This is a genomic window from Streptococcus sp. KHUD_011 (genome assembly GCF_046352925.1).
GTDB lineage: Bacteria > Bacillota > Bacilli > Lactobacillales > Streptococcaceae > Streptococcus.
Window position 1 is genome coordinate 16,081 of sequence record NZ_CP157578.1, and the last position, 14,534, is coordinate 30,614.

A 14,534-nucleotide genomic window follows, 5' to 3' on the forward strand; every position below is an offset into this window, starting at 1 on the left:
GAAGGGACCACATCGAAGGAGAATAAAATGACTAAACCCATTATTTTAACAGGAGACCGTCCAACAGGAAAATTGCATATTGGACATTATGTTGGCAGTCTCAAAAATCGAGTATTGTTACAGGAAGAGGATAAGTATGATATGTTTGTGTTCTTGGCTGACCAACAAGCTTTGACAGATCATGCCAAGGATCCTCAAACAATTGTAGAGTCTATCGGAAATGTTGCTTTGGATTATCTTGCAGTTGGATTGGATCCAAGTAAATCAACTATCTTTATTCAAAGTCAGATTCCAGAGTTGGCTGAACTATCCATGTATTATATGAATCTAGTTTCATTAGCACGTTTGGAGCGAAATCCAACTGTCAAGACAGAGATTGCTCAAAAAGGATTTGGAGAAAGTATTCCGACAGGATTTTTGGTTTATCCAATTGCACAAGCAGCTGACATCACAGCCTTTAAGGCCAACTATGTTCCTGTTGGGACAGATCAGAAACCAATGATTGAGCAGACTCGTGAAATTGTTCGTTCTTTTAACAATGCATATAACTGTGATGTCTTGGTAGAACCGGAAGGTATTTATCCAGAAAATGAGAGAGCAGGGCGTTTGCCTGGTTTAGATGGAAATGCTAAAATGTCTAAATCACTCAATAATGGTATTTATTTAGCTGATGATGCGGATACTTTGCGTAAAAAAGTGATGAGTATGTATACAGATCCAGATCATATCCGCGTTGAGGATCCAGGTAAAATTGAAGGAAATATGGTTTTCCATTATCTAGATGTTTTTGGTCGTCCAGAAGATGCTCAAGAAATTGCTGACATGAAAGAACATTATCAACGAGGTGGTCTTGGTGATGTGAAGACCAAGCGTTATCTACTTGAAATATTAGAGCGTGAACTTGGTCCTATTCGTGAGCGCCGTATCGAATTTGCTAAGGATATGGGAGAAGTTTATAATATGCTTCAAAAAGGTAGTGAAAGAGCGCGTAAAGTTGCGGGTCAAACCCTATCTGAGGTTAAAGGGGCAATGGGACTTCATTACTTTAACTAAGTTTATTTCACAAGAAACTATCATTTCTATCAGGAAGAAAAGATAGTTTTTTATTTACCCCTGTAACATTTGACAAATTTTTATAGAATGGTATGATAGATACAATATAAAAAGAGTCAAGCTCAAAAAGAAAGAAAAGAGGAAACTTCGAATGTCTAATTGGGACACTAAATTTTTGAAAAAAGGTTTTACCTTTGATGATGTATTGCTTATTCCAGCTGAAAGTCATGTGTTGCCTAACGATGCAGATTTAACAACTAAATTGGCAGATAATTTGACTTTAAATATCCCAATTATTACCGCTGCCATGGACACAGTTACAGAGAGTCAAATGGCTATTGCTATTGCTCGTGCAGGCGGTCTCGGAGTTATCCATAAAAACATGTCAATTGCTCAACAAGCAGACGAGGTTCGCAAGGTAAAACGTTCTGAAAATGGAGTTATTATTGATCCGTTCTTCTTGACGCCTGAACATACAATTGCTGAAGCTGATGAGCTTATGGGACGTTACCGCATCAGTGGTGTTCCAGTTGTTGAAACACTTGAAAATCGTAAATTAGTTGGTATTTTGACAAACCGAGATCTTCGTTTTATTTCAGACTATAACCAACCAATCTCAAATCATATGACTAGTGAAAATCTTGTTACTGCTCCTGTGGGTACAGATCTTGCAACAGCTGAGAGTATTCTTCAAGAGCACCGTATTGAGAAACTTCCTTTAGTAGATGAAGAAGGTCGTCTTTCTGGTTTGATTACTATCAAAGATATTGAAAAAGTTATTGAGTTTCCAAATGCTGCTAAAGATGAGTTTGGTCGTCTATTAGTTGCAGGTGCAGTAGGTGTTACTTCAGATACATTTGAACGTGCAGAGGCTCTTTTTGAAGCAGGAGCGGATGCGATTGTTATTGATACTGCACATGGTCATTCTGCAGGTGTCTTGCGTAAAATTGCTGAGATTCGTGCTCACTTCCCAGATCGTACTTTGATTGCTGGAAATATTGCAACTGCTGAGGGAGCGCGCGCACTTTACGAAGCAGGTGTAGACGTTGTCAAGGTTGGGATTGGACCAGGTTCTATCTGTACTACTCGTGTGATTGCTGGTGTTGGTGTTCCGCAAGTAACAGCTATCTACGATGCTGCAGCTGTTGCGCGTGAATATGGTAAAACGATCATTGCCGACGGTGGAATCAAGTATTCTGGAGATATTGTAAAAGCCCTTGCTGCAGGTGGAAATGCAGTTATGCTTGGATCAATGTTTGCTGGAACTGATGAAGCTCCAGGTGAAACTGAAATCTTCCAAGGACGTAAGTTCAAGACTTACCGTGGTATGGGATCAATCGCTGCTATGAAAAAAGGTTCAAGTGATCGTTACTTCCAAGGTTCTGTCAATGAAGCAAACAAACTTGTTCCAGAAGGAATTGAAGGTCGTGTTGCTTATAAAGGAGCGGCAGCTGATATTGTCTTTCAAATGATTGGTGGTATTCGCTCTGGTATGGGTTACTGTGGTGCAGCGAACCTTAAAGAGCTACACGATAATGCTCAATTTATTGAAATGTCTGGTGCTGGTTTGAAAGAAAGCCATCCTCATGATGTACAAATTACTAATGAGGCACCAAATTATTCTATGTAAAAAAACAATGAAAAGAACTCCAGTAAAAACAGGAGTTCTTTTACAATGTTGTCAATTTTCATTTACAGCAACTTTACCATCCTGAATAGTGAAGATACTTAGATTTTCTGGCAAATTTTGAAGATGATCTAAGCTTGTTGTTGTTATAAAGGTTTGGATTGACTGAGAAATCGTTTCTAATAATTTTAACTGTCTAGTGTTGTCAAGTTCACTCATGACATCGTCAAGTAATAATATCGGAGATTCTGTAGTAATACTTTCCATTAATTCGATTTCTGCTAATTTTATCGAGAGGACGAGACTACGATGTTGGCCTTGACTTCCGAAACTAGCATCCATCCCATTTATATAAAAAGAAATGTCATCTCGATGAGGCCCAACACCAGTATTCTTTTTAAATAAATCTCTGGACCTACTTTTTTCTAAAGCAATTTTGAAAGATTCTGATAAGTCTTCTTTTTCAGTTGACTTTACAGAAGATTGATAGGATATTGACAACTCTTCAATCTGATTAGAAAGTTCAAAATGTTTCTTACGACCAAAATGCTCTAGTTTTTTTATAAAATCTAAGCGGTGATTCATTACACGACATCCATAATCGACTAGCTGATCATCTAGTACTGAAAGGAAGGTTTCATCTATTTTTTGAGCTGATTTTAAATAGGTATTTCTTTGCTTAAGAATATGGTTATAATTGGTTAAATCTGATAAATAGATTGGCTTAATTTGCCCAAGCTCCATATCAATAAATTTTCGTCGAACTGAAGGTGCTCCTTTAATTAGTTGTAAATCTTCAGGAGCAAATAAGACAACATTCATGTGTCCTACATAATCTGAAAGGCGTGCCTGTTTTAAATGATTAACTTTTGTCACACGGCCTTTTTGTGTTAGTTCTATTTCTAGGGGAATGGATCCAGTTTTTTTCTGAACTAGACCTGAAAGATGAAGTTGTTCCTCATCAAAATGAATGAGATTTTTATCTGTTCGAGTTCGATGACTACGAGTTAAGGCTAAAAAATAGATAGCCTCTAGTATATTTGTTTTTCCTTGAGCATTGCGTCCTAAAAAGATATTTAATTTAGGATTAAAGTCTATTTTCGTCTCTTTGTAGTTACGAAAAGTTTTGAGAGATAGGTGTTGTAGCCACATGATTATCTACCAGGGAATCGTGGAGCTTGTTTGCTTTTAGGTGATGAAGTAGGTTTCGATTTGTCTCTTTTAAATCCCTTATTCATCTCTTTGACAAGTTTAGCGATCCGTTCTTTTTCAACTTTATCAGCTTGATATTCCTCTTGCTCCTCAGAAGTAGGTTGTGTCAATAAGATGTCAATATTCATGTCAGGTATGTCAATTTTATCACCAATGCGAAGTTTTTTACCACGACGACTCTCTAATTCCCCATTAAAGTAAACAGAATGTTCAGAGAGAAATGATTTGATAGCTCCTCCGCTATGTGTAATTCCAAGTTCTTTGAGTAGTGCTTGGAGGGTAATAAATTCTTCAAATAATTTGTATTCCATAATTCACCTCAATCTTTGGTATTATACCATATTTTCCTAAAAATAGTGAGAGAAACAGGGAGAAATGTAAGCGATTTTTATTTCAAAAGTGTTACAGGGAACAAGAAAATTTCAGGTTTTCGTGATATAATAGAAGTCTGTATATGAGGAGGTAAATCATGGAGTTAGTGCATGGAATTTCAACACATTTTATCCAATCAAAGAAGTTTAAAACGAACAAAATTACCGTGCGTTTTACCTCTCCATTATCTCTTGATACGATTACAGGTCGCATGTTGAGTGCGAGTATGCTAGAAACGTCCAACCAGATGTACCCCACTTCTCAAGCTTTGAGAAGACACTTGGCCAGTCTATATGGTACAGATATGTCAACCAATTGTTTTAGAAGAGGGCAAAGTCATATTGTAGAATTGACATTTACCTATGTTCGTGATGAGTTTTTAAGTAGGAAAAATGTGCTAACTTCTCAGGTTTTGGAACTAGTAAAAGAAACTCTTTTTTCCCCCGTCGTAGTTGATAATGGGTTTGATTCGGCCTTATTTGAAATTGAGAAAAAACAATTGCTAGCAAGTTTAGCAGCTGATATGGATGATTCTTTTTATTTTGCACATAAAGAATTAGATAAATTATTTTTTCATGATGAACGTCTCCAATTGGAATACAGTGATTTACGAAATCGTATTTTAGCTGAAACTCCACAAAGTTCTTATTCTTGTTTCAAAGAATTTTTGGCCAATGATCGAATAGATTTCTTTTTCCTAGGTGATTTTAATGAGGTTGAAATTCAAAATGTATTAGAATCATTTGGCTTTAAAGGTCGAAAAGGAGATGTGAAGGTTCAGTATTGTCAACCTTATTCCAATATCCTTCAGGAAGGTATGGTTCGGAAAAATGTGGGACAATCCATTTTGGAATTAGGTTATCATTGTCCTGTTGAATATGGTGATGAGCAACATTTATCCATGATTGTAATGAATGGTTTACTGGGTGGATTTGCTCACTCTAAACTATTTACAAATGTCCGTGAAAATGCTGGATTGGCTTATACTATTTCAAGTCAGCTTGATTTATTTAGTGGGTTCTTGAGGATGTATGCTGGTATCGATCGAGAAAATCGGAACCAGGCTCGTAAAATGATGAATAATCAACTGCTTGATTTAAAAAAAGGATATTTTACAGAGCTTGAATTAGAGCAGACCAAGGAAATGATTCGTCGATCTTTGTTACTTTCTCAAGATAATCAAGGTTCATTGATTGAACGTGCTTATCAAAATTCTTTACTTGGGAAATCTTCAGCAGACTTTAAAGGTTGGATTGCAAAACTCGAGCAAGTTGACAAAGATGATATTTGTAGAGCAGCTAATAATGTGAAACTACAGGCGATTTACTTTATGGAAGGAATAGAATGACAAAGGTTGTTTTTGAAGAAAAATACTATCCAGCTGTAAAAGAAATGGTTTATCGAACTCGTTTGTCAAATGGATTGACAGTTGCTCTTTTGCCTAAAAAGGAATTTAAAGAGGTTTACGGGAGTGTAACTGTACAATTTGGTTCGGTAGATACGCTTGTCACAGAAGTTGACGGAGATGTAAAAGAATATCCTGGAGGAATTGCTCATTTTCTTGAACATAAATTATTTGAGAGAGAAGATGCTAGCGATTTGATGTCAGCTTTTACGAGTCTAGGTGCGGATAGCAATGCCTTTACAAGCTTTACAAAAACAAACTATCTTTTTTCAGCAACGGATTATCTCTTAGAGAATGTAGATTTACTTGATGAATTGGTGACATCAGCACATTTTACTGAAGATTCCATTTTAAGAGAGCAGGATATTATTCAGCAAGAACGAGAAATGTATCAAGATGATCCAGATTCGTGTTTATTCTTTTCAACTTTAGCGAATTTGTATCCTGGTACACCTTTAGCAACTGATATAGTTGGAAGTGAGGAGTCCATTTCCCAAATTAATCTAACTAATTTGCAAGAAAATTTCACAAGGTTTTACAAACCTGTAAACATGTCTCTGTTTTTAGTTGGCAATTTTGATGTGGATCAAGTACAGGACTATTTTGAAAGAAAAGAACTGGAAGAGTTAGATGTTCAGGAAGTAGCAAGAGAAAAGTTTGTTTTAAAAGATGTAAAGCAAACAGACAGTATGAGAATGGAAGTATCTTCTCCTAAACTAGCGATTGGTGTTAGAGGTAAACAAGATGTTGCTGAGGATGATTGCTATCGACATCATATTTTATTAAAATTATTGTTTGCAATGATGTTTGGTTGGACTTCGGATCGTTTTCAGAAATTATATGAATCAGGTAAAATTGCCGCATCCTTATCTCTGGAAGTTGAAGTAACAAGTCGCTTTCATTTTGTCATGTTGACAATGGATACAAAAGAGCCAGTTGCTTTATCTCATCAGTTTAGGAAGGCTATTCGTAATTTTACAAAGGATTTAGATATTACAGAGGATCATTTAGATATTATTAAAAGAGAGATGTTTGGAGAATTTTTCAGTAGCATGAACTCTCTTGAATTTATTGCAACGCAATATGATGCTTTTGAAAATGGTGAGACAATTTTTGATTTGCCAAAAATTTTACAGGAAATTACTTTAGAGGATGTCCTTGATGCTGGACATCATTTAATAGATGATGGTGATATAGTTGATTTTACAATATTCCCATCGTAGTAACCTATCATAATCGATACTAGAAAGAAGGAATGACAAGTATGAGGAAAAAAACAATTGGTGAGGTTTTACGTTTAGCTAGAACCAACCAAGGGTTGACTTTAGAAGAATTACACAAAAAAACAGAAATTCAGTTGGATATGTTGGAAGCGATGGAAGCTGATGATTTTGATCAACTTCCTAGTCCATTTTATACTCGTTCTTTTTTGAGAAAGTATGCGTGGGCAGTTGAGCTAGATGAGCGAATTGTCTTGGATGCTTATGATTCTGGGAGCATGATTACTTATGAAGAAGTAGATGTTGATGAAGACGAGTTGACAGGTAGGAGACGTTCAAGTAAGAAAAATAAGGCATCATTTTTACCTTTATTTTATTTTATACTCTTTGCATTATCGATTGTCATTTTTGTGACCTATTATGTTTGGAATTATCTCCAGACTCAACCTGAGCGTTCATCTGCGTCTAGTTATAGTGTAGTCCAAGCAACAAGCTCAACTAGTTCTGTAACTTCATCCTCAAGTAGTAGTTCATCAAGTAGCTCTTCGAATATGGAACCAGCTATAACGGTATCAGGTGAAGGAAATCAAGTAGAAGTTGCTTATAAAACGAGTAAGGAAACTGCAAAATTACAATTATCAGTCTCAGATGCTAGAAGTTGGGTTAGTGTTTCAGAAAGTGAGCTTGAGGGTGGAGTGACCTTATCACCAGATAATAAAAGTGCGGAAACAAGCGTTTCAACTAAAAATTCTGTGACCATTACTTTAGGTGTTGTCAAAGGTGTAGCTTTAACAGTAGATAATCAGACCGTTGACTTATCAAAATTAACAGCTCAGACTGGAAAAATCACTGTAACCTTTACTAAAAATTAAGGAAAAACGAATGAAAAAAGAACAAATTCCAAATCTCTTAACAATAGGTCGAATTCTCTTTATACCTATTTTTATCTTTATTTTAACGGTAGGAAATTCGATAGAGAGTCATATAGTAGCAGCTATTATCTTTGCTATTGCCAGTATTACTGATTATTTAGATGGATATTTAGCTCGTAAATGGAATGTGGTCAGTAATTTTGGTAAATTTGCAGATCCCATGGCGGATAAGTTACTAGTTATGTCGGCTTTTATTATGTTGATTGAGTTAGGAATGGCTCCGGCTTGGATTGTTGCAGTGATTATCTGTCGTGAGTTGGCTGTGACAGGTTTAAGGCTTTTATTGGTTGAAACTGGTGGGACGGTTTTAGCAGCAGCAATGCCTGGAAAAATTAAAACTTTCAGTCAGATGTTTGCCATTATTTTCTTGCTATTACACTGGACTTTGATTGGCCAAGTTCTACTTTATGTAGCCTTGTTTTTCACTATCTACTCTGGCTATGATTATTTCAAGGGTAGTGCCTATGTATTTAAAGGGACATTTGGTTCGAAATGAAATCAATAATTGATGTAAAAAATCTTTCTTTTCGTTATAAGGAAAATCAGGAATACTACGATGTGAAGGATATTACGTTTCACGTGAAACGTGGAGAATGGCTTTCGATTGTAGGGCATAATGGTAGTGGTAAATCAACGACGGTTCGATTAATTGATGGTTTACTGGAAGCAGAATCTGGAGAGATTGTAATTGATGGCCAACGGTTGACTGAGGAAAATGTTTGGAATATACGTCGTCAAATCGGTATGGTTTTTCAAAATCCAGACAATCAATTTGTTGGAGCGACTGTTGAAGATGATGTTGCCTTTGGTTTGGAAAATCAGGGACTTTCTCGTCAAGAAATGAAAAAGAGAGTGGAAGAAGCTCTGGATTTGGTTGGCATGTTGGACTTTAAAAAGAGAGAGCCAGCGCGTCTATCAGGTGGCCAAAAGCAACGTGTGGCTATTGCAGGTGTTGTAGCCCTAAGACCAGCTATTTTAATCTTAGATGAAGCAACGAGTATGTTGGATCCTGAGGGGCGTAGAGAACTGATTGATACAGTAAAAGGAATTCGGAAAGACTATGATATGACGGTCATTTCCATTACACATGATTTGGAAGAAGTTGCCATGAGTGATCGTGTGTTGGTCATGAAAAAAGGGGAAATTGAATCAACCAGCAGTCCAAGAGAACTTTTCTCTCGTAATGATTTAGATCAAATTGGATTAGACGATCCTTTTTCCAATCAATTAAAACATTCTTTGAGCCAGAATGGCTATGATTTGCCTGAAAATTATTTGACAGAAAGTGAGCTAGAGGATAAACTATGGGAATTGCTCTAGAAAATGTGAGTTTTACGTATCAAGAAGGAACTCCCTTAGCTTCAACAGCTTTGTCGGATGTTTCCTTGACGATTGAAGATGGTTCTTATACGGCTTTAATTGGGCACACAGGTAGCGGCAAATCAACTATTTTACAACTATTAGATGGTTTATTGGTGCCAAGCCAAGGAAGTGTACGAGTTTTTGATACCTTAATCACCTCGACTTCTAAAAACAAAGATATTCGTCAAATTAGAAAACAGGTTGGCTTGGTATTTCAGTTTGCTGAAAATCAGATCTTTGAAGAAACGGTTTTGAAAGATGTTGCTTTTGGACCGCAAAATTTTGGAGTTTCTGAAGAAGATGCGGAGCAGATTGCGCGTGAGAAACTGGCTCTGGTTGGAATTGATGAATCACTTTTTGATCGTAGTCCGTTTGAGCTATCAGGTGGACAAATGAGACGTGTCGCCATTGCAGGCATACTTGCCATGGAACCAGCTATATTAGTCTTAGATGAACCCACAGCAGGCCTAGATCCCCTGGGAAGAAAAGAGCTGATGAATTTGTTCAAAAAACTCCACCAGTCAGGGATGACCATTGTCTTGGTAACGCATTTGATGGATGATGTTGCTGAATATGCGAACCAGGTATATGTGATGGAAAAGGGACGTTTAGTTAAGTTTGGTAAACCTAGTGATGTCTTTCAAGATGTTGTTTTTATGGAAGAAGTTCAGTTGGGAGTACCTAAAATTACAGCTTTTTGTAAACGATTGGCTGATAGAGGCGTGTCATTTAAACGATTACCGATTAAGATAGAGGAGTTCAAGGAGTCGCTAAATGGATAGTATGATTTTGGGGCGTTATATCCCAGGGGATTCGATAGTTCACCGATTGGATCCACGCAGCAAATTACTGGCTATGATGCTACTGATTTTGATCGTTTTTTGGGCTAATAATCCCTTGACGAATCTGATTCTTTTTATAGCGACAGGGATCTTTATTGCCTTGTCAGGAGTATCTCTTTCATTTTTTATTCAGGGCTTGAAGTCTATGTTTTTCTTGATTGCCTTCACAACTATTTTTCAACTGTTTTTCATTTCTAATGGGAATGTTTTATTTGAGTTTTCGTTTGTGAGAATCACGGATTATGCTTTGCAACAAGCTGGAATTATCTTTTGTCGCTTTGTATTGATTATTTTCTTTTCTACTTTGTTAACCTTAACGACCATGCCCTTAAGTTTGGCATCAGCTGTCGAAGCTCTATTAGCACCTTTAAAGAGTATGAAAGTTCCAGTTCATGAAATTGGATTGATGCTGTCTATGAGTTTGCGTTTTGTCCCAACCTTGATGGATGATACGACGCGGATTATGAATGCACAGAAAGCGCGTGGAGTGGATTTTGGAGAAGGAAGTATTGTTCAAAAGGTGAAGGCTATGATTCCCATTTTGATTCCTCTTTTTGCGACAAGTTTAAAACGTGCGGATTCCTTGGCTATCGCAATGGAAGCGCGTGGTTATCAGGGTGGAAAAGGCAGAAGTCAATATCGACAATTGAAATGGACTCGAAAGGATACGCTGACCATTCTTGTTATTATCATACTTGGTTGTTGCTTATTTTTCTTAAAATCTTAGTAGCTTTCAGGAATTGATAAAAAGTTACTGTAACAGTTTTTGATATAAAGGTAGGGATATGAACCGTTTTAAAAAATCAAAATATGTCATTATTGTTTTTGTCACTGTTCTGCTTGTGTCAGCTCTCTTAGCGACGACTTATTCAAGTACAATTGTGACAAGATTAGGAGATGGAATCTCAGTGGTTGATAGGGTTGTGCAAAAACCTTTTCAGTGGTTTGATTCTGTCAAATCAGATTTGGCTCATTTGACACGCACTTATAATGAAAATGAAAGTTTGAAGAAACAGATTTACCAATTAGAAGTTAAATCAAATGAGGCGGAAAGTTTAAAGATGGAAAATGAACAACTGCGCCAATTGCTTGATATGAAGTCCAAATTGCAAGCTACAAAGACTTTGGCAGCAGATGTTATTATGCGTTCTCCAGTATCTTGGAAGCAGGAGTTGACCTTAGATGCAGGCAAATCAAAAGGGGCTTCTGAGAATATGTTAGCAATTGCAAATGGTGGCTTGATTGGGAGTGTCTCAAAAGTAGAGGAGAACTCTACCATGGTCAACCTTCTGACAAATACGGAAAATGCTGATAAGATTTCTGTTAAAATTCAACATGGTTCTACTACAATTTATGGAATTATCGTTGGCTATGACAAGGAAAATGAAGTTCTAAAAATTAGTCAATTAAATAGTAGTAGCGATATTAGTGCGGGAGATAAGGTGATCACTGGTGGATTAGGAAACTTTAACGTTGCTGATATTCCTGTTGGTGAAGTGGTTGCCACAACGCATAGTACGGACTATTTGACACGAGAAGTAACTGTTAAATTGAGTGCAGATACTCATAATGTGAGTGTGATAGAATTAGTGGGGAATTCATAATGAGACAGTTGAAGCGAGTTGGAGTATTTTTATTGCTTCCTTTCTTTGTTCTAATTGATGCCCATATTAGTCAGCTTTTGGGCTCATTATTTCCCCATGTACAGTTGGCTAGTCATTTTCTATTTTTGTTTCTCTTATTTGAGACGATTGAAGTATCAGAGTACTTCTACTTAGCTTATTGTTTTGTAGTGGGTTTGGTCTATGACATCTACTTTTTCCACTTGATAGGGATTGCGACTTTGTTATTCGTCTTATTGGGGGCATTTCTCCATAAATTTAATAGCGTTATTTTATTGAATCGTTGGACGAGAATGTTGGCAATTATTGTCATGACTTTTCTATTTGAGATGGGAGCTTATATACTTGCAATAGTGGTAGGTTTAACTGTGGATAGTATGTCTTTATTTATAGTCTATAGTTTAGTACCATCAATGATTTTGAACCTTATGTGGATGATTATCTTTCAGTTTATTTTTGAAAAATTTTATCTATAAGAAAGAAATAAAAATGTAACAAAGGCGTAATATTCATTAGGCCTTTTTTTGGTATACTAGTAATGTCTTTAAAAGAAGGAGTATCTACGTAATATGAAGAAAAAAATCTTAGCGTCACTTTTATTAAGTACAGTAATGGTTTCTCAAGTAGCTGTTTTAACAACTGCGCATGCAGAAACTACTGATGACAAAATTGCTGCTCAAGATAATAAAATTAGTAACTTAACAGCACAACAACAAGAAGCACAAAAACAAGTTGATCAAGTTCAGGAGCAAGTATCTGCTATTCAAACAGAGCAATCAAACTTGCAATCTGAAAATGATAGACTACAAGCAGAATCTAAAAAGCTTGAGGGTGAAATTACAGAACTTTCTAAGAATATTGTATCTCGCAATGATTCATTACAAAAACAAGCTCGTAGTGCTCAAACAAATGGAGCTGCAACAAATTACATCAATACAATTGTAAACTCAAAATCAATTACAGAAGCTATTTCACGTGTTGCTGCAATGAGTGAAATCGTATCTGCAAACAACAAGATGTTGGAACAACAAAAAGCAGATAAAAAAGCTATTTCTGAAAAACAAGTAGCAAACAATGATGCAATTAATACAGTTATTGCAAATCAGCAAAAACTAGCTGATGATGCTCAATCATTAACTACAAAACAAGCTGAGTTGAAAGCTGCAGAATTGAATCTTGCTGCTGAAAAGGCTACTGCAGAGGATGAAAAAGCAAGTTTACTTGAGAAAAAAGCTGCAGCAGAAGCAGAAGCTAAAGCTGCAGCAGAAGCAGAAGCAGCTTATAAAGCTAAACAAGCAAGTCAACAACAAACAGTAGTTGCTTCTGGAAATACAACTTTTACAGCACAAGTTCAAGCACTATCTACTATTTCTTCATCAAGTTCATCTGAGTCAAGTTCGTCTGAATCATCTTCAAGCAGTGCTTCAACAGAATCAACAAGCTACACTCCTGCTCCAGTGACACATCGTCCAACATATAGTACAAATGCTTCAAGTTATCCAACTGGTGAGTGTACATGGGGAGCTAAAACATTGGCGCCTTGGGCTGGAGATTACTGGGGTAATGGAGCACAGTGGGCTACAAGTGCAGCTGCAGCAGGATTCCGTACAGGATCTACACCTCAAGTTGGTGCCATTGCATGTTGGAATGATGGTGGATATGGACACGTAGCCGTGGTTACAGCTGTTTCATCATCAACAAGTATCCAAGTATCTGAATCAAACTATGGTGGAAACCGTACAATCGGAAATAAACGTGGATGGTTCAATCCTACTACGACTTCAGAAGGTTTTGTAACATATATCTATCCAAACTAATGAATAAAACGAAGAGGCTCGATTTGAGTCTCTTTTATGATTCATATAGTTACCTTACTTTAAAAATCTGCTAAAATCACTTGAAAATATTGAAAAAGTATGGTAAAATGAAACTTGTCGTGTGAACGATAATACTCATTCTTGATGAATTGTGAAACAGTTGCCTTTGGGTCGTTTTGCGAGTTGAAGTCAAGAAGAGGAAAAAAACAAAAAGGAGAAATACTCATGGCAGTAATTTCAATGAAACAACTTCTTGAGGCTGGTGTACACTTTGGTCACCAAACTCGTCGCTGGAACCCTAAGATGGCTAAGTACATCTTCACTGAGCGTAACGGAATCCACGTTATCGACTTGCAACAAACTGTAAAATACGCTGACCAAGCTTACGATTTCATGCGTGATGCAGCAGCTAACGATGCAGTTGTATTGTTTGTTGGTACTAAGAAACAAGCAGCTGATGCAGTTGCTGAAGAAGCAGTACGTTCAGGTCAATACTTCATCAACCACCGTTGGTTGGGTGGAACTCTTACAAACTGGGGAACAATCCAAAAACGTATCGCTCGTTTGAAAGAAATCAAACGTATGGAAGAAGATGGAACTTTCGAAGTTCTTCCTAAGAAAGAAGTTGCACTTCTTAACAAACAACGTGCACGTCTTGAAAAATTCTTGGGTGGTATCGAAGATATGCCTCGTATCCCAGATGTGATGTACGTAGTTGACCCACATAAAGAGCAAATCGCTGTTAAAGAAGCTAAAAAATTGGGAATCCCAGTTGTAGCGATGGTTGACACAAATACTGATCCAGATGATATCGATGTAATCATCCCAGCTAACGATGATGCTATCCGCGCTGTTAAATTGATCACAGCTAAATTGGCTGACGCTATCATCGAAGGACGTCAAGGTGAAGATGCAGCAGCAGTTGAAGCAGAATTTGCAGCTTCAGAAGCTCAAGCAGATTCAATCGAAGAAATCGTTGAAGTTGTAGAAGGCGACAACGCTTAATTCATATAAATAGTAATTACCTAGGAGGGCGGGGCTTAGCCCGGCTCTCCTATTTTTAAAAAATA

General features: G+C 36.9%; 15 protein-coding genes. 13 read left to right on the forward strand and 2 right to left on the reverse strand.

Annotated elements, in window-relative coordinates; genetic code table 11:
* Window positions 1-27 precede the first annotated feature (27 nt).
* Together trpS and guaB are read left to right on the forward strand one after the other, a co-directional pair.
* The gene (gene trpS, locus ABKJ27_RS00110) at window positions 28-1,053 is read left to right on the forward strand and encodes a tryptophan--tRNA ligase (RefSeq protein WP_138704651.1); all 1,026 of its coding nucleotides are present in this window, start codon (window positions 28-30) and stop codon (window positions 1,051-1,053) included.
* Between the two features lie 151 nt (window positions 1,054-1,204).
* Window positions 1,205-2,683: an IMP dehydrogenase gene (gene guaB, locus ABKJ27_RS00115; RefSeq protein ID WP_000073418.1), complete on the forward strand. Its 1,479-nt coding sequence runs from the start codon at window positions 1,205-1,207 to the stop codon at window positions 2,681-2,683.
* A gap of 51 nt (window positions 2,684-2,734) precedes the next feature.
* On the opposite strand, the gene recF is transcribed toward guaB, so the two are convergent.
* Complete coding sequence (gene recF / locus ABKJ27_RS00120; protein ID WP_000266646.1) at window positions 2,735-3,832, reverse strand: DNA replication/repair protein RecF; 1,098 nt, start codon at window positions 3,830-3,832, stop codon at window positions 2,735-2,737.
* Between the two features lie 2 nt (window positions 3,833-3,834).
* Window positions 3,835-4,203, reverse strand: a complete 369-nt coding sequence (yaaA, locus tag ABKJ27_RS00125; RefSeq protein WP_000455896.1) for a S4 domain-containing protein YaaA — start codon at window positions 4,201-4,203, stop codon at window positions 3,835-3,837.
* Window positions 4,204-4,361: 158 nt separating this feature from the next.
* Between yaaA and yfmF the strand changes: the two genes are divergently transcribed.
* The 11 genes from yfmF (at window position 4,362) to rpsB (ending at window position 14,469) form a co-directional block, all read left to right on the forward strand.
* Window positions 4,362-5,612, forward strand: a complete 1,251-nt coding sequence (yfmF, locus tag ABKJ27_RS00130; RefSeq protein WP_000424291.1) for an EF-P 5-aminopentanol modification-associated protein YfmF — start codon at window positions 4,362-4,364, stop codon at window positions 5,610-5,612.
* Window positions 5,609-6,892: an EF-P 5-aminopentanol modification-associated protein YfmH gene (gene yfmH, locus ABKJ27_RS00135; protein WP_410011779.1), complete on the forward strand. Its 1,284-nt coding sequence runs from the start codon at window positions 5,609-5,611 to the stop codon at window positions 6,890-6,892. Before yfmF ends, yfmH begins: the two co-directional genes overlap by 4 nt.
* A gap of 41 nt (window positions 6,893-6,933) precedes the next feature.
* Window positions 6,934-7,761 carry a cytoskeleton protein RodZ gene (rodZ, locus tag ABKJ27_RS00140; protein WP_285387496.1) on the forward strand — a complete coding sequence of 276 codons (828 nt, stop codon included), beginning with the start codon at window positions 6,934-6,936 and terminating at the stop codon, window positions 7,759-7,761.
* A 10-nt stretch (window positions 7,762-7,771) separates the two neighbouring features.
* Window positions 7,772-8,317, forward strand: coding sequence for a CDP-diacylglycerol--glycerol-3-phosphate 3-phosphatidyltransferase (gene pgsA, locus ABKJ27_RS00145; protein ID WP_020900979.1), 546 nt, complete (start codon window positions 7,772-7,774; stop codon window positions 8,315-8,317).
* Window positions 8,314-9,141 (forward strand): energy-coupling factor ABC transporter ATP-binding protein, encoded by an 828-nt coding sequence (locus tag ABKJ27_RS00150; RefSeq protein ID WP_285387495.1) that lies wholly within the window; start codon window positions 8,314-8,316, stop codon window positions 9,139-9,141. The genes pgsA and ABKJ27_RS00150 overlap by 4 nt, the downstream gene beginning before the upstream one ends.
* Window positions 9,126-9,965, forward strand: a complete 840-nt coding sequence (locus tag ABKJ27_RS00155; RefSeq protein WP_000510419.1) for an energy-coupling factor transporter ATPase — start codon at window positions 9,126-9,128, stop codon at window positions 9,963-9,965. Before ABKJ27_RS00150 ends, ABKJ27_RS00155 begins: the two co-directional genes overlap by 16 nt.
* Complete coding sequence (locus ABKJ27_RS00160; protein ID WP_000377896.1) at window positions 9,958-10,752, forward strand: energy-coupling factor transporter transmembrane component T family protein; 795 nt, start codon at window positions 9,958-9,960, stop codon at window positions 10,750-10,752. Before ABKJ27_RS00155 ends, ABKJ27_RS00160 begins: the two co-directional genes overlap by 8 nt.
* A 58-nt stretch (window positions 10,753-10,810) precedes the next feature.
* A complete protein-coding gene (gene mreC, locus ABKJ27_RS00165) occupies window positions 10,811-11,629 on the forward strand; it encodes a rod shape-determining protein MreC (RefSeq protein WP_023948193.1) in 819 nt (272 codons plus the stop codon).
* Entirely contained in the window at window positions 11,629-12,123 is a 495-nt protein-coding gene (gene mreD, locus ABKJ27_RS00170) for a rod shape-determining protein MreD (protein WP_033687609.1), read from the forward strand. Before mreC ends, mreD begins: the two co-directional genes overlap by 1 nt.
* 93 nt (window positions 12,124-12,216) lie before the next feature.
* The gene (pcsB, locus tag ABKJ27_RS00175) at window positions 12,217-13,464 is read left to right on the forward strand and encodes a peptidoglycan hydrolase PcsB (RefSeq protein WP_000727023.1); all 1,248 of its coding nucleotides are present in this window, start codon (window positions 12,217-12,219) and stop codon (window positions 13,462-13,464) included.
* Between the two features lie 225 nt (window positions 13,465-13,689).
* On the forward strand, window positions 13,690-14,469 hold the full coding sequence (gene rpsB, locus ABKJ27_RS00180) for a 30S ribosomal protein S2 (protein ID WP_000268459.1): 780 nt from the start codon (window positions 13,690-13,692) through the stop codon (window positions 14,467-14,469).
* Window positions 14,470-14,534: the final 65 nt, after the last annotated feature.

Excerpts from the sequence above, each read along its gene's own strand:
- ABKJ27_RS00160 (WP_000377896.1), top strand. The coding sequence starts at position 9,958 with ATGGATAGTATGATTTTGGGGCGTTATATCCCAGGGGATTCGATAGTT.
- rodZ (WP_285387496.1), top strand. The coding sequence starts at position 6,934 with ATGAGGAAAAAAACAATTGGTGAGGTTTTACGTTTAGCTAGAACCAAC.
- pgsA (WP_020900979.1), top strand. The coding sequence starts at position 7,772 with ATGAAAAAAGAACAAATTCCAAATCTCTTAACAATAGGTCGAATTCTC.
- ABKJ27_RS00150 (WP_285387495.1), top strand. The coding sequence starts at position 8,314 with ATGAAATCAATAATTGATGTAAAAAATCTTTCTTTTCGTTATAAGGAA.
- yfmH (WP_410011779.1), top strand. The coding sequence starts at position 5,609 with ATGACAAAGGTTGTTTTTGAAGAAAAATACTATCCAGCTGTAAAAGAA.
- pcsB (WP_000727023.1), top strand. The coding sequence starts at position 12,217 with ATGAAGAAAAAAATCTTAGCGTCACTTTTATTAAGTACAGTAATGGTT.
- recF (WP_000266646.1), bottom strand. The coding sequence starts at position 3,832 with ATGTGGCTACAACACCTATCTCTCAAAACTTTTCGTAACTACAAAGAG.
- mreD (WP_033687609.1), top strand. The coding sequence starts at position 11,629 with ATGAGACAGTTGAAGCGAGTTGGAGTATTTTTATTGCTTCCTTTCTTT.
- trpS (WP_138704651.1), top strand. The coding sequence starts at position 28 with ATGACTAAACCCATTATTTTAACAGGAGACCGTCCAACAGGAAAATTG.
- ABKJ27_RS00155 (WP_000510419.1), top strand. The coding sequence starts at position 9,126 with ATGGGAATTGCTCTAGAAAATGTGAGTTTTACGTATCAAGAAGGAACT.
- rpsB (WP_000268459.1), top strand. The coding sequence starts at position 13,690 with ATGGCAGTAATTTCAATGAAACAACTTCTTGAGGCTGGTGTACACTTT.
- mreC (WP_023948193.1), top strand. The coding sequence starts at position 10,811 with ATGAACCGTTTTAAAAAATCAAAATATGTCATTATTGTTTTTGTCACT.
- yaaA (WP_000455896.1), bottom strand. The coding sequence starts at position 4,203 with ATGGAATACAAATTATTTGAAGAATTTATTACCCTCCAAGCACTACTC.
- yfmF (WP_000424291.1), top strand. The coding sequence starts at position 4,362 with ATGGAGTTAGTGCATGGAATTTCAACACATTTTATCCAATCAAAGAAG.
- guaB (WP_000073418.1), top strand. The coding sequence starts at position 1,205 with ATGTCTAATTGGGACACTAAATTTTTGAAAAAAGGTTTTACCTTTGAT.